Raw genomic sequence first — 22739 nt, 5'->3', positions numbered from 1 at the left:
CTTTGTGGGAGCGGGCTTGCTCGCGATACAGGCACCGCGGTTTACCTGCCAAACCGCAGTGATGCCATCGCGAGCAAGCCCGCTCCCACAGGTTTACAGCGCTTTACGCCACACACTCACCAGCCACGGTTGCTGGTCACGGGGCAGGCCCGCCGGGCGATAGTAGTGCTCCAGCTCGGCAAACCCTGCAGCCGTCAGCATCGCCCGCCAGTGCTCCAGGTCGTGATACGCCCCATACCGCTCACCGTTCCAGCCTTCACGGTTGTCGCCGCGCGGGTTGGAACTGAGCAGTACGCCGCCGGGTTTCAAGGCCGCGTGCAGCTTGCCCAAGACCTGGCCCAGTTCCTGGGTCGGCACATGGAACAGCGAAGCGTTGGCAAAGATCCCGTCGAAGCGTTCAGCGGGCAAGTCGAGCTTAAGAAAGTCCTGGTGCCACACTTCACAGCCGCTGTCTTCACGCGCCATTTGGGTGAAGCGTTCGGTGCCGTCCAGGCCGATGGCCACATGACCCAGGCGGGTGAAGGCCTGCAGGTCGCGCCCCGGCCCGCAGCCAAAATCCAGAATCGTGAACGGTGCCGTGCCCGGGATATGGCGCAGCAGGGCATCGATGTTCTGGCTTACATCGTGGTCGCGGGTGCCTTCACGGAAGCCTTCTGCGCTTTGTTGATAGTGGCCCAGAGTGATGGCGGCAATCTGTTCGAGGGTTTTTGCATCGAGGGTCATGGCAAGTTCAGTCGGCGGCGGGGCTGGCCGCCGACTATACCTCAGCGTTTGTTCAGTGCCAGGGCCAGGCGGTCACCGCCCAGCTGAATCACGGCCACCAAAATCACCAGCAGGACGATCACCGTGAGCATCACCTGCGAGTCAAAACGCTGGTAACCGTAACGGTACGCGATGTCGCCCAGCCCGCCAGCACCAATCGCACCGGCCATCGCCGACGAGTTGATCATCGTCACCAGGGTGATGGTGAAACCGCCGACAATCCCCGGTAAAGCTTCGGGCAGCAGTACATGCCAGATGATGTGATGGCGCTTGCAACCCATGGCCTGGGCGGCTTCGATCAGGCCGTGATCCACTTCGCGCAGGCTGACTTCAGCAATACGCGCAAAAAACGGCGTGGCGGCGATGGTCAGCGGTACGACCGCGGCCCATACGCCGTAGGTAGTGCCCACGATCAGGCGGGTAAACGGGATCAATGCCACCATCAAAATCAGAAACGGGATCGAGCGAAACAGATTCACAAACGCGCCCAGTGCCTTGTTCAGTTTTGGGGCCTCATAGATTCCGCCCTTGCCGCTGGTAACCAGGATTACCGCCAGCGGAATGCCCAGCACCAGCGCAATCAGCGACGACACGCCGACCATCAGGAAGGTGTCGATCACCCCCTGCCACAAACGATCAAACCCCATAGCCCACCACCTCGACCTGTTGTGCCCATTGTCCGGCGCGTTTACGCAGCTCTTCAGCGCCCAGCGAAGTGCTGGTCACGCTAAGCAGCAGTTGGCCCAGGGCATGGCCCTGGATATGTTCGACCCCGCCGTGCAGCAGCCGCACCTGCCCCCCCAGTGCGCTGAACAGCGCACCCAGGTCGGGCTCTTGTGCCTGGCTACCGGTGAAGCGCAAGCGCAGGACCACGCTGGCCTGCGCCGACAGGGGCTGGGCCGTGATACGACTTTGCAGCGCGGCGGGCAGGGTGTCTTGCAAGGGCGCGAGCAGGGTTTTGCTGACGTCATGCTGCGGGTCGCCGAACACTTGCCATACCGGGCCTTGCTCGACCACGCGGCCTTGCTCCAGCACAACCACGCGCTGGCAGATATCGCGGATCACGGCCATTTCATGGGTGATGAGGATAATAGTCAGGCCCAGGCGCTGATTGATTTCGCGCAGCAGGCCGAGGATCGACTGAGTGGTTTCGGGGTCCAGCGCCGAGGTGGCTTCATCGCACAGCAAAATCGCCGGATCGTGAACCAGAGCGCGGGCAATGCCTACGCGCTGTTTCTGCCCGCCCGACAATTGCGCCGGATAAGCCGTGTGCTTGCCTTGCAGGCCGACCAGTTCCAGCAGCTCGCGCACTTTTTGCTCGCGCTGCAGCTTGGGTACGCCCGCCACCTTGAGCGGCAGTTCAACGTTCTGCCATACGGTTTTGGCCGACATCAGGTTGAAGTGCTGGAAGATCATGCCGATCTTGCGCCGCAGCGCCACCAACTGGTCTTCGTCAAAACCGGCGATGTCCACCTGATCAATCAGCACGCGGCCGCTGCTGGGCTGCTCAAGACGGTTGATGGTGCGAATCAGCGACGATTTGCCGGCGCCGCTGCGGCCAATAATGCCGAAAATTTCGCCGCGCTGGATCGCCAGATCAATGCCCTTGAGGGCGTCTACCGGGCCCTGGCGACCGTCATAGGTTTTGCCGATGCCGATAAAACGCACATGGGCGTGGCTCAGCCCAGGGTGCAGCTCGGTGTGGTTGGCGCCTGGCTGCGGCTGGTCGAGCCGCTCGCGAGCAATAGCCACATTCATGGTCAGCCTCCCCAGCCAGGCTGGTACAGGGTGCCGTAGGTTTTATCCAGCGAAGCTTTCACGACAGGCGAGTGCTGATAGATATCGATGAACTTGGCCAGACGCGGGTCGTCCTTGTTCTTGGGCTGGATCACGAACTGAATCACATACTCGGGGTGGTCAATGCCGTCGAACAGCAAGGCTGACTCGGCATCGAAGGTTTTGGACAAGCGGATGTAGGCCGGGTAGCCCTGCACCAGGTCGGCATCGTCGTAGGCGCGTACCAGTTGCACGGCCTCAACCTGCAGGATCTTGATGTTTTTCGGGTTGGCGATGATGTCTTCTTCGGTGGCCTTGTAGCCGACACCCGGCTTGAGGGTGATCAGCCCGGCCTTGGCCAGCAGTTGCAGGCCGCGCCCGCTGTTGATCGGGTCGTTGGCGATGGCGACGGTGGCGCCTTCAGGCAGTGCGTCGAGGCTTTTATACTTTTTCGAATACAGGCCCACGTTGTTGATGATGCCTTTGGCATAGGGCGCCAGATCAAAGCCGGCGGCGGCCTTGGCGTTTTCCAGGAACGGGATGTGCTGGAAGTAGTTCACGTCGATATCACCGCTGGCGAGGCTGACGTTGGGTGCGATCCAGTCGGTGAACTCCACCAGTTCGACCTTGAGCCCTTGCTTGTCGGCCTCGGCCACGGCGGTTTCCAGAGGGATGGCGAAAGCGGCGGTAGTGCCGACTTTGAGCGGCTTGTCGGCCGCGTGGAGCAAACCGCTAAACAGCCCGAGGGCCAGCACCAGTGCGTGTTTTTTGTTCATAAGAATTGCCCAGTCAAAGAGTCGGAATTTGAACCCTGTGGGAGCGGGCTTGCTCGCGATGGCAGCGCTGCGGCTTGCCTGAAAGACCGCGTCGCTTGTATCGCGAGCAAGCCCGCTCCCACAAAAAATCAGCTAAACGGTGTGCCTGAAGGCCGCGCCGGTATGCCGTTGTGGCAAATGCGCATCGCCTTCGGCAAACAGCTTTTGCCGCAGGCTGCCGGTGTCATAAGCGGTTTTATAGGAACCCCGGCGCTGCAGTTCGGGGACCACCAGGTCGATAAAATCGACGTAGCTTTCTGGGGTGACGATGCGGGTCAGGTTGAACCCGTCCAGGCCCGTTTCTGCAATCCAGGATTCCAGCTCGTCGGCCACTTGCTCAGGTGAACCCACCAAGGTGATGTAACGCCCGCCCAGGGCGTGCTGTTCGAGCAGCTTGCGCCGGGTCCAGTCGTTGTTTTGCAGCACTTTGGTGGCCGACTGGATCGCGTTGCTCTTCACGTACTGGATCGGTTCGTCCAGTTCGTAATCGGCAAAATCGATACCCGTGGAACTGGAAAAGTGCGCCACCCCGGCCTCGGCGCTGGCGTAGCTCAAATACTCATCACGCTTGGCCAGTGCCTCGGCCTCGGTGGGCGCCACGATCACGTTCAGGCCCATAAACAGCTTGATGTCGTCCGGGTTGCGGCCCGCTGCCACGGCGCTGGCACGCACCTTGTCGACCTGGGCTTTGGTCGCGGCCTTGGTCTGCCCGCTGATAAACACGCACTCGGCATGGCGCCCGGCAAACACCAGGCCGCGGTCCGAACTGCCGGCCTGAAACAGTACCGGGGTGCGTTGCGGTGACGGTTCGCAGAGGTGATAACCCTCCACCTGATAGAACTCACCTTCGTGTTTGACCTTGTGCACCTTGTCGGGTCGGGCGTAGATGCGTTGTACCCGGTCGTTGAGCACGGCGTCGTTTTCCCAGCTGCCTTCCCAGAGCTTGTAGAGCACTTGCAGGTACTCATCGGCCTGATCGTAGCGCCGGTCATGCTCGACCTGTTCGGTCAGGCCCATGGCCTTGGCGGCGCTGTCGAGGTAGCCGGTGACGATATTCCAGCCCACACGACCACGGGTCAGGTGGTCCAGGGTCGACATGCGCCGTGCGAACAGATACGGCGTTTCGTAGGTCAGGTTGGCCGTCAGGCCAAAGCCGAGGTTTTTGGTGACGGCAGCCATCGCCGAAACCAGTAGCAGCGGGTCGTTGACCGGCAACTGGATGGCCTCTTTGAGTGGCACATCAACCGATTGTTGATAGACGTCGTACACCCCCACGATGTCGGCGATAAACAGCCCGTCAAACAGCCCGCGCTCCAGCAGCTGCGCCAGCTCCGTCCAGTACTCCAGGGTGTTGAAGCGGGTCGAGTTGTCCCGTGGATGGGTCCACAACCCGTGGTTGATATGGCCAATGCAGTTCATGTTGAAGGCATTGATGAGGATTTTCTTTTTGCTCATCAGATGGTCCCCCGCAACGGCGGGTTGGCATCGTTGAGGTAGTAATTGCCCACCGCGTGGTACTTCCAGCGCACCGGGTCGTGCAGGGTGTGGACCCGGGCATTGCGCCAGTGGCGGTCAAGGCCGTGCTCGGCCAGGGTGGCCTGGCTGCCCGCCAGTTCAAACAGGGTGCTGCCGGCGGCCAGGGAAATCTCGGTGCTCAGGGCCCGCGCTTCGGCAACGGCAATCGAGGCCGCAGCCACGGTGCTGGCATTGGGGTTGGCCTGGGCAATGTCGAGGAACTCGCCAGCACGCTCCAGCAGGGCCTCGGCGGCATGCAACCGTACGCTCAAGTGGCCGAAGCTTTTGAGGGTCAGGGGGTCTTCGCTGGCGATATCCGTGGTGGCGTCGATCCAGGGCCGGGTTTTTGTACGCACAAAGTGCAGGGCGTCTTCAAAGGCCGCTCGGGCGATACCGGTGTCGATAGCCGCGTGAAGAATCTGCGCCAGCGGGCCTACCGGGGTCGGGCGCTCGAAGGCGGTCTGGAAGGGGATCACGTCCTGGGCGGCGACCAGTACATTGTCGAACACCACCGAGCCACTGCCCGTGGTGCGTTGGCCAAACCCGCTCCAGTCGTCGATCACGTTCAGGCCGTCGCTGTCGCGGCGCACAAACGCCAGATGCTGGATACCGTCATCGTCTACGACCGAGGTAGGAATCCGCTGCGCATACAGCGCGCCAGTGGCGTAGAACTTGCGGCCGGTGATGCGGTAACCGTGTTCGGCCCTGGCCAGGTGAGTGGTGCGGTCATGGGCAGTTTTAGTGCCGATTTCAGCCAGGGCATTGCCGAAGCGCTCCCCGGCCAGCACTTCGGCATACAGCCGCTGTTTTTGCTCGTGGCTGCCATTGACCCGCAACACTTCGAGTGCATAAAAATGGTTTTGCGGGATTTGTCCCAGGGAGGCGTCAGCCGCGGCGATCAGCGCGATCACTTGGGCCAGGGTGACGTTGGACACCCCCGCGCCGCCATAGGCCTTGGGCACGCTGATGCCCCACAGGCCGGTGTGGGAAAACAGCTCCAGTTCATCATAAGGCAGGCGCCGTTCCCGGTCGCGCAGGGCGCTGTCGCGCTTGAAATGTGCGGCCAGTTCACGCGCTACGCTCAGGGCCTCGGCATCGCTGTGGATAACCGGGACCTGTTTGGATATCAGTGACATGGGTATCTCCAGGGTCAGATCCAGGAATGCCGGGCAGGCAGGGCGCCGTTGAGGCGATAGGCGCCGATGGCGTGGTACTTCCAGCGCACCGGGTCGTGCAGGGTGTGGACCCGGGCATTGCGCCAGTGGCGGTCGAGGTTGAATTCGGCCAGGCTGGCGCGGCTACCGGCCAGTTCGAAGAGCTTTTCGCTGGCCAGCAGCGACAGCTCGGTGCTCAGCACCTTGGCTTCAGCTACCGCAATCGAGGCGCGGGCAGCGCCAGCAGCGTCAATCGGTGCAGCGCTGACTTCATCCAGCACGCGACCGGCTTTGCGCAGCAAGGCTTCGGCTGCATGCAGCTCAATGTTCAGCTTGCCGATATCGGCAATTACATAGGGGTCATCACTGTTGCGTTCGACCTTGGCGTCGATCCACGGGCGCGAGCGCTCGCGGACAAAACTGATAGTGTCGGCAATGGCGCCGCGTGCAATGCCCAGATCGATGGCGGCCTGAATCAGTTGCGATACGGCGCCCTGAATGTTCGGGGCATCGTTGAGCCGAGAGCTGTCGACTACCAGTTCAGCTTCAACCCGCACGTTGTTAAGCAATACGGTGCCGCTGGCAGTAGTGCGCTGACCAAAGCCGGACCAGTCATCCACTACCCGCAGGCCGGGCGTACCGCGACGTACAAAGGCCATGACCTGCTTGCCGTTATCGTCGAGCGCCTTGACCGCGATCCAGTGGGCAAACAGGGCACCAGTGGAGTAAAACTTCTGACCGTTTATGACGAAATCATCGCCATCGGCGGTGATCCGCGCTTTCAATTCCAGGGTGTTTTTACTGCCGCGTTCGGGGCCTGCATTGCCGATGCGCCAGCCTTGCAACACGCTGGCGAACAGGTGTTCTTTTTGCGCCGGGGTGGCCGTGGCAGCAATCAGGCTGAGAATGCCCACCTGATTCTGCGGGATCTGCCCCAGCGCCGGGTCGGCCGCCGAAATAATGGCGAACACTTCAGCCAGGGTCACGAATGACACCTGGGGCCCGCCAAATTCCCGGGCAATGGAGAGGCTGCCCAGCCCGCTACGGGTGAATTCTTCCACCAGCGACCAGGGCAACTTGCGCTGCAGGTCGCGCTTGCCAGCGTGTTCGCGGGCATTGGCCGCCAGGCTACGCGCGGCTTCAAGGGCTTCGTTGTCGGTGCGCAGAACCTGCGCTGCCAGCAACAGAGGCGCGACATCCTGGTCGCTTTGCAGGTGTGCATTGGCCAAGTTGGACATTAGTTGCGCTCCTTGGCTGCACTCAATGCCCTGGCGTTATGCACAAGGGTGATTGTGTTACGGACCATACCTACCTCACGTTTCATGGGGGCGCCGCTTGTGCGGCGCGGATAAAAGCCGAGAGTCCGGTGGTCCGGTGCATATACCCTAATCGAGTATAAAAATTTAAAGAACTAACTTTTAGGAATATGAATAGACGATTCCATCGCCCGCCCGGCCCTAGTTGCGCCAGTTGGGCCGCGGCTCTGCAGCCTGCAGCACCTCCCTTGGAGCAGGGTTGAGGTAGAGCCTGGGGACGCCGACCTTGAGTACCCGCGCCGGTGCCCAGCGCGAGTTGTTGCCCACGCGGTCGATCACGCAGTAAGTCACCTCCAGCCGGGCGTCTTCGCCAGCCTCCTGGATAATATGCGGGGGCACAAACACGCTGACGGGCTTGTCGATATCCACCTTGCGCAGTTTCGGCACGTCCAGGCGTACATCGCCCCAGAGCAGGGTGATTGCGTCATCGCAGGCCATGTTGCGATAGGGTTCGATCGTCAGCGGCACGCCGCGCTTCATCTGGCTGGGGTTTACCCCATAACGCTGGATCGGCAGCGGAATCACCAGCGGCGCAAGGCCCTGGTTTTCCTCGCCGATGGCTTCGCCGCCAGGGCAGTCAAGTTTGACAAAGATTTTAAGTTGCGCAGAAAGAGCCGGGCTGCTGCCGATATGCATCACCCGGTAATAGAGGCGCGCCGTACCATTTTGAATAAAACTGTGCGGCACTCTTAAAAGGACAGGCTGGCCAATATCGGCTTTGATGATCTGCTGCGAGGCAACATAACAGCCGTCCCAGAACAACTCGACCAGGTCGCCTTCTTCCATGTTCGTGTACGGATTTATTGTAATAAGCAAGTGCTCGGCGGCGCGCGCGCAAACAGTATGCCTGGCAGGGTTCGACAGTGCAGGGGCGGCCAGTTTGTTGATGCATGAAGTAAAGGGCATATTTAAAGATTCCTTTCCAGTATGTAAGGGAACGCTACGCGTCTGCGCAGGCCGGCCCTCGCGCGCAGTCACGCGTGCTGGCGGCACATTGATAACGCAATAAATATTGACTTGAAGAAGTGACTGGGTGGCTTTGTATTTATTAGATAAGAGTCCGCGGGGATGGGTGTCAAGGGCGAACATAGCTAATATAAATGTCCCTGTATTATTCAGAAAGTTCCTACTGATAGAGCGCTTTAACATTGCGCCGCAAGTTACGCGGATACAGGGTTGTCGACTCATCCGTCGTATAAGTGTGTCGCATGCTTAATGGCCTGCTATCGCCGAGCGCCTGGAGGGGTTGAATCACTCAGGGCCTGGGGCATGATGAGTTTTTTTGCGTTTTTGCCATTTATTTCACACTCCGTCTGCATAATCGCCAGAGGCGAGGCAGCCGGTTTGCCCGCTTTGTGATATTTAGTTCTGGCCCAACCTTTCGGAAGCCCACTCAAATGGCAACAAACCCACAGTTGATACCGCCTGTTCCCCGGCCCTCACGTTTCAGCCTGCGCTGGTACTCCTGGGTGTTGCTGGCGGGTGCATTGTTCTATGGGCTCGCATGGATCATGCATTGGGATGACCGCGGTGCGCTGTGGGTACTGGAGCGGTTTGAAAGCCAGTCCGAGCAGAATGAAAGCATTTGGCTACCTGACTATCGGGCGGTGATTGATGCCAAGGTGTTGCCGGGGATGGAAAAGGACGAAGCGTCGGACCTGGCCTATAACCCGCTGACCAAAACACTGTTTTCGGTGATGGGCAAAAACCCGTTTCTCGTGGAACTGACCCTCAATGGCGACGTGCTGCGCAAAATCCCGCTGGTGGGCTGGAGCAACCCGGAAGGCCTGACCGTCATGGAGAACGGCCTGCTGGCCATTGTCGATGAGCGTGAACATATGCTGAGCATCGTCAACATCGATGCCAACACCAAAAGCCTGAATATTGCCGACTTCCCCAAGTACGACCTGGGGCCTTCGAAAAACCAGAACAAGGCCTTCGAAGCCATTGCCTGGGACCCGCGCCGCCAACAGTTGTTGCTGGGTGAGGAGCGTCCGCCGCAGTTGTTTGTATGGAAGAGCGACGGCAGCCAGGTGCTCACCGGCAGCAAGCAGAAAGTGCCCAGCGATGAGCTGGACCTGCGCAACCTCTCGGCCCTGAGCGTTGATCCGCGTACGGGCCATACATTGGTGCTGTCGGCCGATTCGCATATGCTGCTGGAACTGGACGAACTGGGTGAACAAGTCAGCTTCATTACCTTGCTCGGCGGCTTCAATGGCCTGAAGAACACCATTCCCCGGGCCGAAGGTGTTGCGATTGATGAACACGGCACGTTGTACATGGTGAGCGAGCCGAACCTGTTTTATCGTTTTGAAAAGACAGTGAAGTGATTTTCTTTAAATCAAGTAGGAAAAGGCTTAAACGCTAGTTTCTATCTATTTGCGCATTGGGGATTAAGTTTAAATTCAGGCACCGCTGGCATTTAAGCTGCCTGTTAAATTTAGAGTTATCCCCAATGCGTCCTGTCAGCCGCTCTACAGTTTTTATTATTTGTATCGTACTCGTATTACTCATAGTTTGTAGCGTTGCAGCGCAGCATGATCGTTTGCCGGCACGCCTATGGTTTAACGTCAGCCAGTTGTGGCAACCTGTCGAACCAGATGCGATCAAACTGGGCGAATACCACGTCGTATTGCAAGGCATGGAGATCAAGGGGATTGAAGACGATGCCTCGTCTCTGACCTTCGATCCCATTCGCCAAACCCTGTTTACCGTGACCAATAAAGATGCCGAACTTTTTGAACTGTCCCTGGATGGTCGAATTTTGCGGCGTATAAAGCTGATCGGCTTTGGCGATGCCGAGGCGGTCGAGTTTGTTGGCGAAAATACCTACGTCATTGCCGACGAGCGTGAACATCGGCTGTTTAAAGTCAAGGTTGATGACAACACCCGGGTCCTGGATGCCCGTGATGCTGAACAATTGACGCTGGGGCTCCATAAACCCAGCAACAAGGGTTTCGAAGGCCTGGCCTACGACCCGGTAGGCAAGCGCATGTTTGTGGCCAAAGAGCGCGACCCGATGCTGATTTATGAAGTGAGAGGTTTCCCCCTGGACACTTCCAGGCAACCGTCTGCCATTCATGTGGCGACTCATCCACAACGGGATGCGGGCTTGTTTGTACGGGATTTGTCGGATCTGGAGCATGACAAGCGCACCGGGCATTTACTGGCGCTGTCGGACGAGTCGAAATTGCTGCTTGAGCTGGGCCTGGACGGAAAGCCGATCAGCACACTGTCGCTGAAAAAGGGTCAGCACGGTTTGACCCGCTCAGTGCCGCAGGCAGAAGGCGTGGCGATGGACGATAAAGGGACTATTTATGTGGTGAGCGAACCTAACCTGTTTTATCGTTTCGAGAAGCTTAAGCAGTGATTCCGGCAAAAGCCGTGCAGGAAAATCCCAAAGATTAATCTTTGCCCTCTTAAGTATTGAGGATTAAGTTTAAATTCATGCAGTGCTGGTATTTAAACCGCCTGATTAATTTAGAGTTAGCCTCAATGCGACCTGTCAGTCGTTCTACCGTTTTTACTCTTTGTATCGTGCTGGTGGCATTACTGGCTTGCGGGGTGGCTGCGCAGCATTTCCGGATGCCTGAACGCATCTGGTTTCACCTCAGCCAACAGTGGCAACCGGTCAACCCGGATGCGATCAATCTGGGCGAGTACCGCGCGGTATTGCAAGGCAAGGCCATCGAAGGGCTCGAGGACGATGTTTCGGCACTGACCTTCGACCCGATTCGTAAAAGCCTGTTCACTGTAACCAACAAGAAAGCCGAGCTGATCGAACTGTCCCTTGATGGCCAGATCCTGCGCCGTATCGCACTGGTCGGGTTTGGTGATGCCGAAGCGGTGGAGTTTATTGGTGAAAATACCTATGTGATTACCGATGAGCGTCAACAGCGCCTGATCAAGGTCAAGGTCGATGACAACACCCGGGTTCTGGATGCCCGCGATGCCGAGCAATTGACGCTGGGGATCAACCCGTCGGGCAACAAGGGCTTTGAAGGCCTGGCCTACGATTCGGTGGGCAAGCGCCTGTTTGTCGCCAAGGAGCGCGACCCCATGCTGATTTACGAAGTGCGGGGCTTCCCTCAAAGCAACCCCCAGAAACCCTATGCCACCCATGTAGTGAGCAACCCGCGACGGGACGCGCGGTTGTTTGTGCGGGACTTGTCGAGTTTGCAGTTTGACGAGCGCACCGGGCATTTGCTGGCGCTATCGGACGAGTCGAAATTGCTGCTTGAGCTGGGCCTGGACGGGAAGCCAATCAGCACACTGTCGCTGAAAAAGGGTCAACACGGTTTGACCCGCTCAGTGCCACAGGCAGAAGGCGTGGCGATGGACGATGAAGGGACTATTTATGTGGTGAGCGAGCCGAACCTGTTTTATGTGTTCAAAAAACCCTAGAGCCTGTGGGAGCGGGCTTGCTCGCGATGTAAACGACGCGGTGTACCTGTCACACCACAGCGATTCAATCGCGAGCAAGCCCGCTCCCACACGTGTAAGGCGGGGTTACTTGCTCAGGGTTTTCACGCCTTCAGGGGTGCCCAGCAACAGCAGGTCGGCCGGGCGGGCCGCGAACAGGCCATTGGTTACAACGCCGACAATGGCGTTGATCTGACGCTCCAGCTCAACCGGGTTGGTGATCTGCATGTTGAACACGTCGATGATGATATTGCCGTTGTCCGTCACCACACCTTCGCGGTAAACCGGGTCGCCGCCCAGTTTGACCAGCTCGCGGGCCACATGGCTGCGCGCCATCGGGATCACTTCAACCGGCAGCGGAAATGCGCCCAGCACCGGTACCAGCTTGCTGGCGTCGGCGATGCAGATAAAGGTCTTGGCCACGGCTGCGACGATCTTCTCGCGGGTCAGGGCTGCGCCACCGCCTTTGATCAGGTTGAGGTTTTCGTCGCTTTCATCGGCGCCATCAACATAGAACTCCAGGTCGCTGACCGTGTTCAGTTCATACACCGGAATACCGTGGCCCTTGAGGCGCGCGGCGGTGGCTTCGGAACTGGCCACGGCGCCGTCGAAGGCACCCTTGTGCAGGGCCAGGGCGTCGATAAAGCAGTTGGCAGTGGAGCCGGTGCCGACCCCGACGATGCTCTTGTCATCCAGTTTTGGAAGGATGAAGTCGACAGCAGCCTGGGCTACGGCCTGTTTGAGTTGATCCTGGGTCATGCGGGCTCCGGGGCGGGAAGGGTAAACAGAAAGGCGCTGAGTATAACCCAAGCCTTTAAAACCTTTGGATTCGTATGGTCGCCTGCGTAAACGCTGGGGTAGACTCTTTGGTCCCTGCCAACCCGCCAGTGAAGCTTTCCGATGCTCGAACAGTACGTTAAGAAGATCCTCACCTCGCGCGTTTATGACGTTGCCGTCGAAACGCCCCTGCAAGCTGCCAACCAGCTCACCGAGCGCCTGGGCAACCAGATTTTGCTCAAGCGCGAAGACCTGCAGCCGGTGTACTCGTTCAAGATTCGTGGCGCTTACAACAAGCTGATGCACCTGACCGACGCCGAGCGCGCGTGCGGCGTGGTCACGGCGTCTGCGGGCAATCATGCCCAGGGCCTGGCGCTGGCAGCCAAGGTACTGGGGGTCAAGGCCACTATCGTGATGCCCAAGACCACCCCCGAGATCAAGGTTGAAGGCGTGCGTTCCCGTGGCGGCATTGTGGTGCTGCACGGTGACTCCTTCCCCGAAGCGCTGGCCTACTCCCTGCAATTGGTCGAGAAAGAAGGCTACGTCTACGTTCACCCCTACGATGACCCGCACACCATTGCCGGGCAGGGCACCGTGGCAATGGAAATCCTGCGCCAGCACCCGGCGCCGCTGGATGCGATCTTCGTACCGGTGGGCGGCGGCGGGCTGATCGCCGGTATTGCGGCGTATGTGAAGTACCTGCGCCCGGACATCAAGATCATCGGCGTCGAGCCCGATGACTCCAACTGCCTGCAAGCCGCGATGGCGGCGGGCGAGCGCGTGGTGCTGCCAACCGTGGGGATTTTCGCCGACGGCGTGGCCGTGGCGCAGATTGGCCAGCACACGTTCGATATCTGCAAGGACTATGTGGATGAAGTGATCACCGTCAGCACTGACGAGATCTGTGCAGCGATCAAGGATATCTTCGACGATACCCGCTCGATCACCGAACCTGCCGGCGCGTTGGGCGTGGCCGGGATCAAGAAGTACGTCGAGCAGCGCGGCGTGCGCGGCCAGACCCTGGTGGCAATCGACTCCGGTGCCAACGTCAACTTCGACCGCCTGCGCCATGTAGCCGAGCGCGCCGAGTTGGGTGAAGGGCGCGAAGCCATTATCGCCGTGACCATCCCGGAAGTGCCGGGCAGCTTCAAGGCGTTCTGCCAGGCAGTGGGCAAACGTCAGATCACTGAATTCAACTATCGCTACCACACCGGCAGCGAAGCGCACATTTTCGTTGGCGTGCAGACCCACCCCGAGAACGACCCGCGCAGCGCGCTGCTGGCCAGCCTGACTGAGCAGGGCTTCCCGGTGGTCGACCTGACCGAGAACGAGCTGGCCAAGCTGCATATTCGTCATATGGTCGGCGGGCACGCGGCCAAGGTCAGCGACGAATTGCTGTTTCGTTTCGAGTTCCCGGAGCGCCCGGGTGCGCTGTTCAACTTCCTCAACAAGCTGGGCGGGCGCTGGAATATCTCGATGTTCCATTACCGCAACCACGGTGCGGCGGATGGCCGGGTCATGGCCGGGCTGCAAGTGCCGGCCGATGAGCGCCACCTGGTGCCGGCAGCGCTGGCTGAAATCGGTTATCCGTACTGGGATGAGAGCGATAACCCGGCCTACCAGCTGTTTCTTGGCTGATAGGCGCTACGCTGATTGAACGGCTCAAGGGATTAATCAAATGGAAACGTTCACAGCGTTAAAACTGCTGCATGGCGCAGCGACACTGCTGTTGTTTGTCTGCGCCGTTACCTTGCTGGTGGTGGCTGTCCGCCGTTGGCGGGCTGGGGATAAAAACCTGGCGGGCGGGGTCGTGCAACGGCCCTGGAGCTTTGTCTGGGCGCTGATGGGCCTGTGTTTGCTGGCGTTGCCGGTCAGTGGCTGGTTTCTGGTGCATCTGGCCGGTTGGCCATTGAGCCAGATGTGGCTGCTGGCGGGCAGCTGTTTGTATCTGTTGGGCAGCCTGAGCTGGGTGTGGCTGGTGGTGCGGCTCAATCGCCTGCGGTTGGGGCGAGTGGCCAGGTACCCGTGGTTTACCCTGGTGCTGGCGATTTTTTGTGCAGTGTGCTTTATCGCCATCGCCGGGTTGATGGGCGCCAAGCCGGTTTAAGGCGCGCCCTCACCCCAGCCCTCTGGGAGAGGGCTAGGGTGAGGGGCTGTTGCTTTCAGTCGCGCAGCGAAATAACCGGCCAGCCACGCTTCAATGCCTCGGCCCGCAAGTTCGGATCAGGGTCGACCGCCACCGGGTGGTCAACCTGCTCCAGCAACGGCAGGTCGTTCATCGAGTCGCTGTAGAAGTAGCTGTCTTCCAGGCTGTAGCCGTTTTCTTCGATCCAGCGGTTCAGGCGTGTCACCTTGCCTTCACGGAAGCACGGTACGTCGGTGCTGCGACCGGTGTAGCGGCCATCGACGATTTCGCATTCGGTGGCAATCAAATGTTCCACGCCGAGTTTTTCGGCAATGGGGCCGGTAATCACGCGGTTGGTGGCGGTAATGATCACCAGGGTGTCGCCTGCTTCCCGGTGCTTGGCCAGCAGGGCCTGGGCCTTGGGCAGCATCAGGCTATCGATGCAGTCGCACATGAATTCGCGGTGCCATTGATCCAGTTGCGCCATGTCATGGCGGCCAAAGATTTCCATGCTGAAATTAAGGTAGGCAGCGTTGTCGAGCTTGCCGGCCAGGTAGTCCTGGTAGAACGCGTCGTTGCGCGCCTTGTAGGCGTCGCCGTCGAGAATGCCCCGGCGGCACAGGTAATCGCCCCAGGCGTGATCGCTGTCACCGCCCAGAAGGGTGTTGTCCAAGTCGAATAAAGCCAGACGCATTGAGGTTACCCGTTGAGTTGCCTTAAAAAAGGCCACCAGAATACGGTCTTTTAACAAGAGTGCACATAAGGCAGGAAGGCGCGTTGCTGCTTTAACAACCTTTGTGGAACAATGCGATGACATGCGTTTGCGAGGTTGTTGCCGTGATCGACCCCGATGGTTTCCGCCCTAATGTCGGGATTATTCTGACAAATGACGCTGGTCAGGTACTTTGGGCTCGCCGTATCAATCAAGACGCCTGGCAGTTTCCACAGGGAGGCATCAACCCTGATGAAACGCCGGAAGACGCCTTGTACCGCGAGCTGAACGAAGAAGTTGGCCTTGAACGCGAAGATGTAGAAATACTCGCCTGCACGCGAGGCTGGTTGCGTTATCGTTTGCCGCAACGCCTGGTTCGTACCCACAGCCAACCGCTGTGCATCGGCCAGAAGCAAAAGTGGTTTTTGCTGCGCCTGGTCTCTAACGAGCAGCGGGTGCGGATGGATTTGACCGGTAAACCGGAGTTCGATGGCTGGCGTTGGGTCAGTTATTGGTACCCGTTGGGCCAGGTGGTGACATTCAAGCGCGAGGTCTACCGTCGCGCTCTCAAAGAGCTTGCCCCGCGCCTTTTAACGCGCGCCTGACACGGAGTTCGACCCCAAGCCATGCTCAATACGCTGCGCAAGATCGTCCAGGAAGTTAACTCCGCCAAGGATCTCAAGGCGGCGTTGGGGATTATTGTGTTGCGCGTCAAAGAGGCCATGAGCAGCCAGGTCTGCTCGGTCTATTTGCTTGATCCAGAGACAAACCGCTTTGTCCTGATGGCCACCGAGGGCTTGAACAAGCGCTCGATCGGCAAAGTCAGCATGGCGCCCAACGAAGGCCTTGTGGGCCTTGTGGGCACCCGTGAAGAGCCTCTGAACCTCGAAAACGCCGCCGATCACCCGCGCTATCGCTACTTTGCCGAAACCGGTGAGGAGCGCTATGCCTCCTTCCTGGGTGCGCCGATCATCCACCACCGGCGCGTGGTCGGGGTTCTGGTCATCCAGCAGAAAGAACGCCGTCAGTTCGACGAGGGCGAAGAAGCCTTCCTGGTGACCATGAGCGCCCAGCTGGCCGGGGTTATTGCCCACGCGGAAGCCACGGGCTCGATTCGTGGCCTGGGCCGTCAGGGCAAGGGCATCCAGGAAGCCAAGTTCGTCGGCGTGCCGGGTTCGCCGGGTGCCGCGGTGGGTACCGCCGTGGTGATGCTGCCCCCGGCGGATCTGGACGTGGTGCCCGACAAGGCCATCACCGATATCCCGGCCGAAATCGCGCTGTTCAAGACCGCCCTTGAAGGCGTGCGCAACGACATGCGCGCGGTGTCGAAAAAGCTCGCCACCCAACTGCGCCCTGAAGAACAGGCACTGTTCGACGTGTACCTGATGATGCTCGACGATGCGTCGCTGGGCAGCGAAGTCAAAAATGTGATCAAGACCGGTCAGTGGGCCCAGGGCGCGCTGCGCCAGGTGGTGACCGATCACGTCAACCGTTTCGAACTGATGGACGACGACTACCTGCGCGAGCGGGCGTCGGATGTGCGCGACCTTGGCCGGCGCCTGCTGGCCTATTTGCAGCATGATCGCCAGCAAACCATGGTCTACCCCGACAACACCATTCTGGTCAGCGAAGAGCTGACGGCCACCATGCTCGGCGAAGTGCCTGAGGGCAAGCTGGCGGGCCTGGTGTCGGTACTGGGGTCGGGCAACTCCCACGTCGCGATCCTGGCGCGGGCGATGGGCATTCCGACCGTGATGGGCGTGGTTGACCTGCCGTACTCCAAGGTCGACGGCATCCAGATGATCGTCGACGGCTACCACGGCGAGGTCTATACCAACCCCAGCGAAGTGCTGCGCAAGCAATACGCTGAAGTGGTCGAAGAAGAACGCCAGCTGTCCCAAGGGCTCGATGCCCTGCGCGAGCTGCCGTGCATCACCCCGGACGGGCATCGCATGCCGCTGTGGGTCAACACCGGCCTGCTGGCTGATGTAGCGCGGGCGCAGCAGCGGGGCGCCGAAGGCGTGGGCCTGTACCGCACCGAAGTGCCGTTCATGATCAACCAGCGCTTCCCGAGTGAAAAGGAGCAGCTGGCGATTTATCGCGAGCAACTGTCCGCCTTCCATCCGCAACCGGTGACCATGCGCAGCCTGGACATTGGCGGCGACAAGTCACTGTCGTACTTCCCGATCAAGGAAGACAACCCGTTCCTGGGCTGGCGCGGGATCCGCGTCACCCTCGACCACCCGGAAATCTTCCTGGTGCAGGCCCGGGCCATGCTCAAGGCCAGCGAAGGCCTGAACAACCTGCGTATCCTGTTGCCGATGATCTCCGGCACCCACGAACTCGAAGAAGCCCTGCACCTGCTGCACCGTGCCTGGGGCGAAGTGCGCGACGAAGGCACCGACGTGCCCATGCCGCCGATTGGCGTGATGATCGAAATCCCGGCGGCGGTTTATCAGACCAGGGAGCTTGCGCGTCAGGTCGACTTTCTGTCGGTGGGTTCCAACGACCTGACCCAGTACCTGCTGGCTGTAGACCGCAACAACCCGCGGGTGGCGGACTTGTATGACTACCTGCACCCGGCGGTGCTGCAGGCCCTGCAGTCGGTGGTGCGCGATGCCCATGCCGAAGGCAAGCCGGCGAGCATCTGCGGTGAAATGGCTGGTGACCCGGCGGCGGCGATCCTGTTGATGGCGATGGGCTTTGACAGCTTGTCGATGAACGCCACCAACTTGCCGAAAGTGAAATGGATGCTGCGTCAGGTAAGTTTGAGTCGCGCCAAGGAACTGCTGGCCGAAGTCATGACCATCGACAACCCGCAGGTTATTCGCAGCACCATTCAACTGGCGCTGAAGAACATGGGCCTGACCCGCATGATGAACCCGGCGGCGATCAAGCCTTACTGAAAAGTGGTCACATGTGGGAGCTGGCTTGCCTGCGATACAGGCGACGCGGTCTGGCAGGCACACCCCAGCGATGCCATCGCGAGCAAGCCCGCTCCCACAAAGGATCCTGGCAAGCCATGAATTCTGCTGGCCATGCATAACCTGTGGGAGCTAGCTTGCCTGCGATGCAGGCGACGCGGTCTGGCAGGCACACCGTGTTCATGCCTCTATCCTTACTTCTCCCAACCGCCCCCCATGCGGCCCGAAGCTGTGCTCCACCATCACCCTTGAGCCGTCTGCATTCACAATAAGCGCGGTACTGGCACGAGTGCCATAACTTGGGCTGGCGATAAACACGCTCGACAGCAAACTCTCCGTGGCCAGCCCCACGCCGGTGTCCGGTAGTTCGCTGAACGGGGCCGTCTGCGCATCCTTGAGCAACGCCAGCAGCGCTTGTGGCTGCGGGTTGTCCAGCACCTCGGCCAGCGCAGCCTTGGCCTTGAGCAGTTTGGGCCAGGGCGTATCCAGCCCGCCGTTGGACACACCATAAATCCCCGCACTCAGCGGTTGCGGCGCCAGGTCCCTGGAGTTGAAATGCCAGAGCTGATCTGCGGTGCCCAACAGCAGATTAAAACCGGCATAGTCGACAGAACGTCGGCCAACCTGGGTGAAATACTCGGCAATTGACTGGTTGCCGGTGAGAAAGTCTGCCACCAGCTCGCCCCGTGAGCGCCGTGAAGGCGGCTTGTGCGGCTCGCGGATGTTGGTCAGGGCCGCAAAGCGTCCATCGGCACCAATACCCAGCCAGGTGCCTCCCGCTTCAAGGTCGCGCCCGGCATACACTTGCGGCGCATTGACCCACTGCGCCAGCGGTTTGGCAGGGCGCGCATAGAATTCATCGCGGTTGGCCGCAACGACCAAAGGCTGTGCATGGCCGGGGCGCCAGGCGAAGACAATCAGACACATGGGCAGTCCTTAATGTTTTTTTAACCACACTACTTATAGATTGATCAGGCGGCTCGCGCCATACCGTGCAGCGCAGTGGAGCCAAAGCCCTTGCTCCGTTACCATGCGGGTCAAATTTGGGGGGGCGTCATGGAATTTCTGCTCTATCTGGTACTGGGAGGTTTTGCGGGGGTGCTGGCCGGGCTGTTCGGGGTCGGCGGCGGGCTTATCATCGTGCCGGTGCTGGTGTTCAGCTTCACCTTGCAGGGGTTTGACAGCGAGGTGCTGACCCATCTGGCCGTCGGCACCTCATTGGCCACGATCATCTTTACCTCGATCAACTCGATCCGCGAACACCATCGTAAAGGCGCCGTGCGCTGGCCGCTGGTGCTCTGGATGACCCTGGGTATCCTGATCGGCGCCGGCATCGGCGCGCTGACCGCAGAAGCCATTGCCGGCCCCCACTTGCAGAAAATCATCGGTGTGTTTGCCGTGGTGATCGCCCTCCAGATGGCCCTGGGCTTGCAGCCCAAGGCCACTGGCACAGTACCTGGCAAGGTCGGGCTGACCCTGGCCGGCACCGTTATTGGCTGGGCATCGGCGATTTTCGGCATCGGCGGCGGCTCGCTGACCGTGCCGTTCCTGAGCTGGCGCAGCGTGCCGATGCAGCAGGCTGTAGCCACGTCATCGGCCTGCGGGTTGCCGATTGCACTGGCAGGTGCATTAAGTTTCATGATCATAGGCTGGCATAACCCCGACCTGCCCGCGCATAGTCTCGGGTTTGTCTACTTGCCCGCGCTGCTCGGGATTGCCCTGACCAGCATGTTTTTCGCCCGTTTCGGTGCGCGACTGGCCCACAAGCTCTCGCCACGCCTGCTGAAACGGCTGTTTGCCGCACTGTTGTTCTGTGTCGGTTTGAGTTTCCTGATCTAACAAGGAGTCGCAATGCTGCCTTACCCGCAGATTGACCCGGTGGCACTGGCCATCGGCCCGCTGAAAATCCATTGGTACGGCCTGATGTACCTGATCGGCATTGGCGCTGCCTGGCTGATCCTGTCGCGACGCCTTAACCGCTTCGACCCGACCTGGACCAAGGAGAAGCTCTCCGACCTGGTGTTCTGGGTGGCCATGGGCGTGATTGTCGGCGGCCGTTTGGGTTATGTGCTGTTTTACGACCTGAGCGCCTACATCGCCAACCCGCTGCTGATTTTTGAAGTGTGGAAGGGCGGCATGGCGTTCCACGGCGGCCTGATCGGCGTGATGCTGGCGGTGTGGGGCTTTGGCAAGCGCAACGGCAAGTCGTTCTTCCAGATCATGGACTTTATCGCCCCTGTCGTGCCGATTGGCCTGGGTGCGGGGCGCATTGGCAACTTTATCAACGCCGAACTGTGGGGCAAGGCCAGCGATGTGCCGTGGGCGATGATTTTCCCGACAGACCCACAACAACTGGCGCGTCATCCGTCGCAGCTTTACCAGTTCGCCCTCGAAGGTGTGGCACTCTTCCTGATTCTTTGGCTGTACTCGCGCAAACCACGGCCAACCATGGCGGTTTCCGGGATGTTCGCCCTGTTCTACGGCATCTTCCGCTTTATCGTCGAATTCGTCCGTGTACCGGATGCCCAACTGGGCTATCTGGCGTTCGGCTGGGTGACGATGGGGCAAATCCTCTGCATCCCGATGATCGCGGGCGGCCTGCTCCTTATCTGGTGGGCTTATAACCGCGATCCGGCGGCTCAAAAAGCTGCGTAATACATTCGAATGGCGGGGCTTACAAAGCCCCGCATTCAAACGGTAGGAAAACCATGAAGCAATATCTCGACCTCGTTGCCAACGTCATCAAAAACGGCACCCTGCAAGCCAACCGCACCGGCGTGAAGACCATCAGCCTGCCCGGCGCCATGTTGCGTTATGACCTCAAGGAAGGCTTCCCGGCCATCACCACCCGGCGCATGGCGTTCAAATCGGCCATTGGCGAGATGTGCGGCTTCTTGCGCCCGGTCAACAGTGCCGCGGACTTCCGTGCACTGGGTTGCAAGGTGTGGGACCAGAATGCCAACGAAAACGCCCAGTGGCTGGCCAACCCGTTCCGTCAGGGCGAAGACGACCTGGGCGAAATCTACGGCGTGCAATGGCGCAAATGGCCAGCCTACAAGCAAGTCGAGCGCAGCAACACGGCCGCCATCGAACTGTGCCTGAGCCAGGGTTACCGCCAGATTGCCGAAGGCGAAGAAGACGGCCAGGCCTATGTGGTGCTGTACAAGGCCATCGACCAGGTGCGCCAGTGCGTCGACACCATCATCAATGACCCGGGCAGCCGCCGCATCCTGTTCCACGGCTGGAACTGCGCCCAGCTCGACGAAATGGCCCTGCCGCCGTGCCACTTGCTGTACCAGTTCCACCCGAATGTCGAGACCAAGGAAATTTCCCTGACCCTCTACATCCGCTCCAATGACCTGGGCCTGGGTACGCCGTTCAACCTGACCGAAGGCGCAGCGCTGCTGAGCCTGATCGGCCGCCTGACCGGCTACACGCCGCGCTGGTTCACCTACTTTATTGGCGATGCCCATGTGTATGAAAACCACCTGGACATGCTCAACGAACAGCTGACCCGCGAGCCGTACCCGATGCCAAAACTGGTGATCTCGGACCGCGTGCCGGAATTCGCCAAGACCGGCGTGTACCAGCCAGAATGGCTGGGCCTGATCGAGCCGAGTGACTTTAGCCTCGAAGGCTACCAGCACCACGCGCCCATGACCGCACCGATGGCGGTGTAATACAACAGCCTGTGGCTGCCACAGGCTGTATCAACGCGTCAGGCCGAGCTAGCGAACGATACTCTCGAAGCGGCTCACGCCTGTCAGCTCCAGCACCAGCTCATCCCCCACATTCAGCGGGCCTACGCCTACCGGTGTGCCGGTCATGATCACGTCACCGGCTTGCAGCGAGAAGCATGCGGCCATGTGCTGGATCATCGGCACAATTGGATTGAGCATCAGGGCGCTGTTGCCGTCCTGACGCACTTCGCCATTGATGGTCAAACGAATGCCGATATCGGCCAGGTCAGCAAAGGTGCTGCTCTGCACGAAAGGGGCCAGCACACAGGCGCCATCGAACGACTTGGCAATTTCCCACGGCAAGCCCTTGCTCTTGAGTTCGGCCTGTTTGTCACGCAGGGTCAGGTCCAGGCCGGGGGCAAAACCGGAGATCGCGTCCAGCACTTCCTCGGCGCTCGGGTTGTTCGACAGGGGCTTGCCGATCAGCACCGAAATTTCCGCTTCGTAATGCACCGAACCGCGTTCGGTGGGGATCGCAAAGCCGCCTTCCAGAGGCACTACACAACTGCCCGGCTTGATGAAAAGCAGGGGCTCGGTCGGGATCGGGTTATCCAGTTCCTTGGCGTGTTCGGCGTAGTTACGGCCGATGCACACCACCTTACCGATGGGAAAGTGAATCCGGGTACCGTCGACATACTGGTGCTGATAGCTCATGGACCGACTCCGCTGATAACTAATGATCCCGTAGCAGCTGCCGCAGG

General features: G+C 59.8%; 22 protein-coding genes. 10 read left to right on the top strand and 12 right to left on the bottom strand.

Annotated features, from left to right (window positions below; all coding sequences use genetic code 11):
- Nucleotides 1–93: 93 nt before the first annotated feature.
- The 8 genes from BLU25_RS15280 to BLU25_RS15245 all read right to left on the bottom strand — a co-directional run bounded on the left by BLU25_RS15280 (nt 94) and on the right by BLU25_RS15245 (nt 8244).
- Nucleotides 94–723, bottom strand: coding sequence for a class I SAM-dependent DNA methyltransferase (locus tag BLU25_RS15280; RefSeq protein ID WP_016782763.1), 630 nt, complete (start codon nt 721–723; stop codon nt 94–96).
- Nucleotides 724–764: 41 nt separating this feature from the next.
- Nucleotides 765–1409, bottom strand: coding sequence for a methionine ABC transporter permease (locus BLU25_RS15275; RefSeq protein ID WP_016782764.1), 645 nt, complete (start codon nt 1407–1409; stop codon nt 765–767).
- A complete protein-coding gene (locus BLU25_RS15270) occupies nt 1399–2520 on the bottom strand; it encodes a methionine ABC transporter ATP-binding protein (RefSeq protein ID WP_083369708.1) in 1122 nt (373 codons plus the stop codon). The genes BLU25_RS15275 and BLU25_RS15270 overlap by 11 nt, the downstream gene beginning before the upstream one ends.
- A 2-nt stretch (nt 2521–2522) precedes the next feature.
- Nucleotides 2523–3314, bottom strand: a complete 792-nt coding sequence (locus tag BLU25_RS15265; RefSeq protein WP_083369707.1) for a MetQ/NlpA family ABC transporter substrate-binding protein — start codon at nt 3312–3314, stop codon at nt 2523–2525.
- Between the two features lie 132 nt (nt 3315–3446).
- Complete coding sequence (locus tag BLU25_RS15260) at nt 3447–4808, bottom strand: LLM class flavin-dependent oxidoreductase (protein ID WP_016783598.1); 1362 nt, start codon at nt 4806–4808, stop codon at nt 3447–3449.
- Nucleotides 4808–6004 (bottom strand): SfnB family sulfur acquisition oxidoreductase, encoded by a 1197-nt coding sequence (locus tag BLU25_RS15255; protein WP_083369706.1) that lies wholly within the window; start codon nt 6002–6004, stop codon nt 4808–4810. The genes BLU25_RS15260 and BLU25_RS15255 overlap by 1 nt, the downstream gene beginning before the upstream one ends.
- Before the next feature lie 14 nt (nt 6005–6018).
- On the bottom strand, nt 6019–7260 hold the full coding sequence (locus tag BLU25_RS15250) for an SfnB family sulfur acquisition oxidoreductase (protein ID WP_016782767.1): 1242 nt from the start codon (nt 7258–7260) through the stop codon (nt 6019–6021).
- 219 nt (nt 7261–7479) lie between these two features.
- A complete protein-coding gene (locus BLU25_RS15245; protein WP_016782768.1) occupies nt 7480–8244 on the bottom strand; it encodes a hypothetical protein in 765 nt (254 codons plus the stop codon).
- 491 nt (nt 8245–8735) lie between these two features.
- Between BLU25_RS15245 and BLU25_RS15240 the strand changes: the two genes are divergently transcribed.
- The 3 genes from BLU25_RS15240 (at nt 8736) to BLU25_RS15230 (ending at nt 11742) form a co-directional block, all read left to right on the top strand.
- Complete coding sequence (locus BLU25_RS15240; protein ID WP_029611638.1) at nt 8736–9668, top strand: SdiA-regulated domain-containing protein; 933 nt, start codon at nt 8736–8738, stop codon at nt 9666–9668.
- 125 nt (nt 9669–9793) lie between these two features.
- Nucleotides 9794–10708 (top strand): SdiA-regulated domain-containing protein, encoded by a 915-nt coding sequence (locus BLU25_RS15235; RefSeq protein WP_029611639.1) that lies wholly within the window; start codon nt 9794–9796, stop codon nt 10706–10708.
- Nucleotides 10709–10833: 125 nt separating this feature from the next.
- A complete protein-coding gene (locus BLU25_RS15230) occupies nt 10834–11742 on the top strand; it encodes an SdiA-regulated domain-containing protein (RefSeq protein WP_029611640.1) in 909 nt (302 codons plus the stop codon).
- Between the two features lie 105 nt (nt 11743–11847).
- Here the strand turns inward: BLU25_RS15230 and rpiA are convergent, their stop codons facing one another.
- Nucleotides 11848–12519: a ribose-5-phosphate isomerase RpiA gene (gene rpiA, locus BLU25_RS15225; RefSeq protein WP_016782772.1), complete on the bottom strand. Its 672-nt coding sequence runs from the start codon at nt 12517–12519 to the stop codon at nt 11848–11850.
- Nucleotides 12520–12660: 141 nt separating this feature from the next.
- On the opposite strand from rpiA, the gene ilvA reads away from it, so the two are divergent.
- Complete coding sequence (ilvA, locus tag BLU25_RS15220) at nt 12661–14175, top strand: threonine ammonia-lyase, biosynthetic (RefSeq protein WP_016782773.1); 1515 nt, start codon at nt 12661–12663, stop codon at nt 14173–14175.
- 40 nt (nt 14176–14215) lie between these two features.
- Entirely contained in the window at nt 14216–14644 is a 429-nt protein-coding gene (locus BLU25_RS15215) for a DUF2269 family protein (protein WP_016782774.1), read from the top strand.
- 55 nt (nt 14645–14699) lie between these two features.
- On the opposite strand, the gene BLU25_RS15210 is transcribed toward BLU25_RS15215, so the two are convergent.
- A complete protein-coding gene (locus BLU25_RS15210) occupies nt 14700–15356 on the bottom strand; it encodes a histidinol-phosphatase (RefSeq protein WP_016782775.1) in 657 nt (218 codons plus the stop codon).
- A 143-nt stretch (nt 15357–15499) separates the two neighbouring features.
- Between BLU25_RS15210 and BLU25_RS15205 the strand changes: the two genes are divergently transcribed.
- A complete protein-coding gene (locus tag BLU25_RS15205) occupies nt 15500–15979 on the top strand; it encodes an RNA pyrophosphohydrolase (RefSeq protein ID WP_019828104.1) in 480 nt (159 codons plus the stop codon).
- 21 nt (nt 15980–16000) lie between these two features.
- Nucleotides 16001–18280 carry a phosphoenolpyruvate--protein phosphotransferase gene (ptsP, locus tag BLU25_RS15200; RefSeq protein WP_016782777.1) on the top strand — a complete coding sequence of 760 codons (2280 nt, stop codon included), beginning with the start codon at nt 16001–16003 and terminating at the stop codon, nt 18278–18280.
- A gap of 198 nt (nt 18281–18478) precedes the next feature.
- On the opposite strand, the gene BLU25_RS15195 is transcribed toward ptsP, so the two are convergent.
- Nucleotides 18479–19225 (bottom strand): NRDE family protein, encoded by a 747-nt coding sequence (locus BLU25_RS15195; protein WP_016782778.1) that lies wholly within the window; start codon nt 19223–19225, stop codon nt 18479–18481.
- 129 nt (nt 19226–19354) lie between these two features.
- Between BLU25_RS15195 and BLU25_RS15190 the strand changes: the two genes are divergently transcribed.
- From BLU25_RS15190 to BLU25_RS15180, 3 genes are read left to right on the top strand one after another with little or no spacing between them, the layout of a single operon-like run.
- Nucleotides 19355–20137 carry a sulfite exporter TauE/SafE family protein gene (locus tag BLU25_RS15190; protein WP_016782779.1) on the top strand — a complete coding sequence of 261 codons (783 nt, stop codon included), beginning with the start codon at nt 19355–19357 and terminating at the stop codon, nt 20135–20137.
- A gap of 12 nt (nt 20138–20149) precedes the next feature.
- A complete protein-coding gene (gene lgt, locus BLU25_RS15185; RefSeq protein ID WP_016782780.1) occupies nt 20150–20953 on the top strand; it encodes a prolipoprotein diacylglyceryl transferase in 804 nt (267 codons plus the stop codon).
- A 53-nt stretch (nt 20954–21006) separates the two neighbouring features.
- Nucleotides 21007–21978: a thymidylate synthase gene (locus BLU25_RS15180; RefSeq protein WP_016782781.1), complete on the top strand. Its 972-nt coding sequence runs from the start codon at nt 21007–21009 to the stop codon at nt 21976–21978.
- 48 nt (nt 21979–22026) lie between these two features.
- On the opposite strand, the gene BLU25_RS15175 is transcribed toward BLU25_RS15180, so the two are convergent.
- Nucleotides 22027–22692 (bottom strand): fumarylacetoacetate hydrolase family protein, encoded by a 666-nt coding sequence (locus tag BLU25_RS15175; RefSeq protein WP_016782782.1) that lies wholly within the window; start codon nt 22690–22692, stop codon nt 22027–22029.
- Nucleotides 22693–22739 lie beyond the last annotated feature (47 nt).

The sequence above is a fragment of the Pseudomonas fragi genome (assembly GCF_900105835.1).
Classification (GTDB): Bacteria; Pseudomonadota; Gammaproteobacteria; order Pseudomonadales; family Pseudomonadaceae; genus Aquipseudomonas; species Aquipseudomonas fragi.
This window is presented reverse-complemented; position numbering and strand designations above follow the sequence as displayed.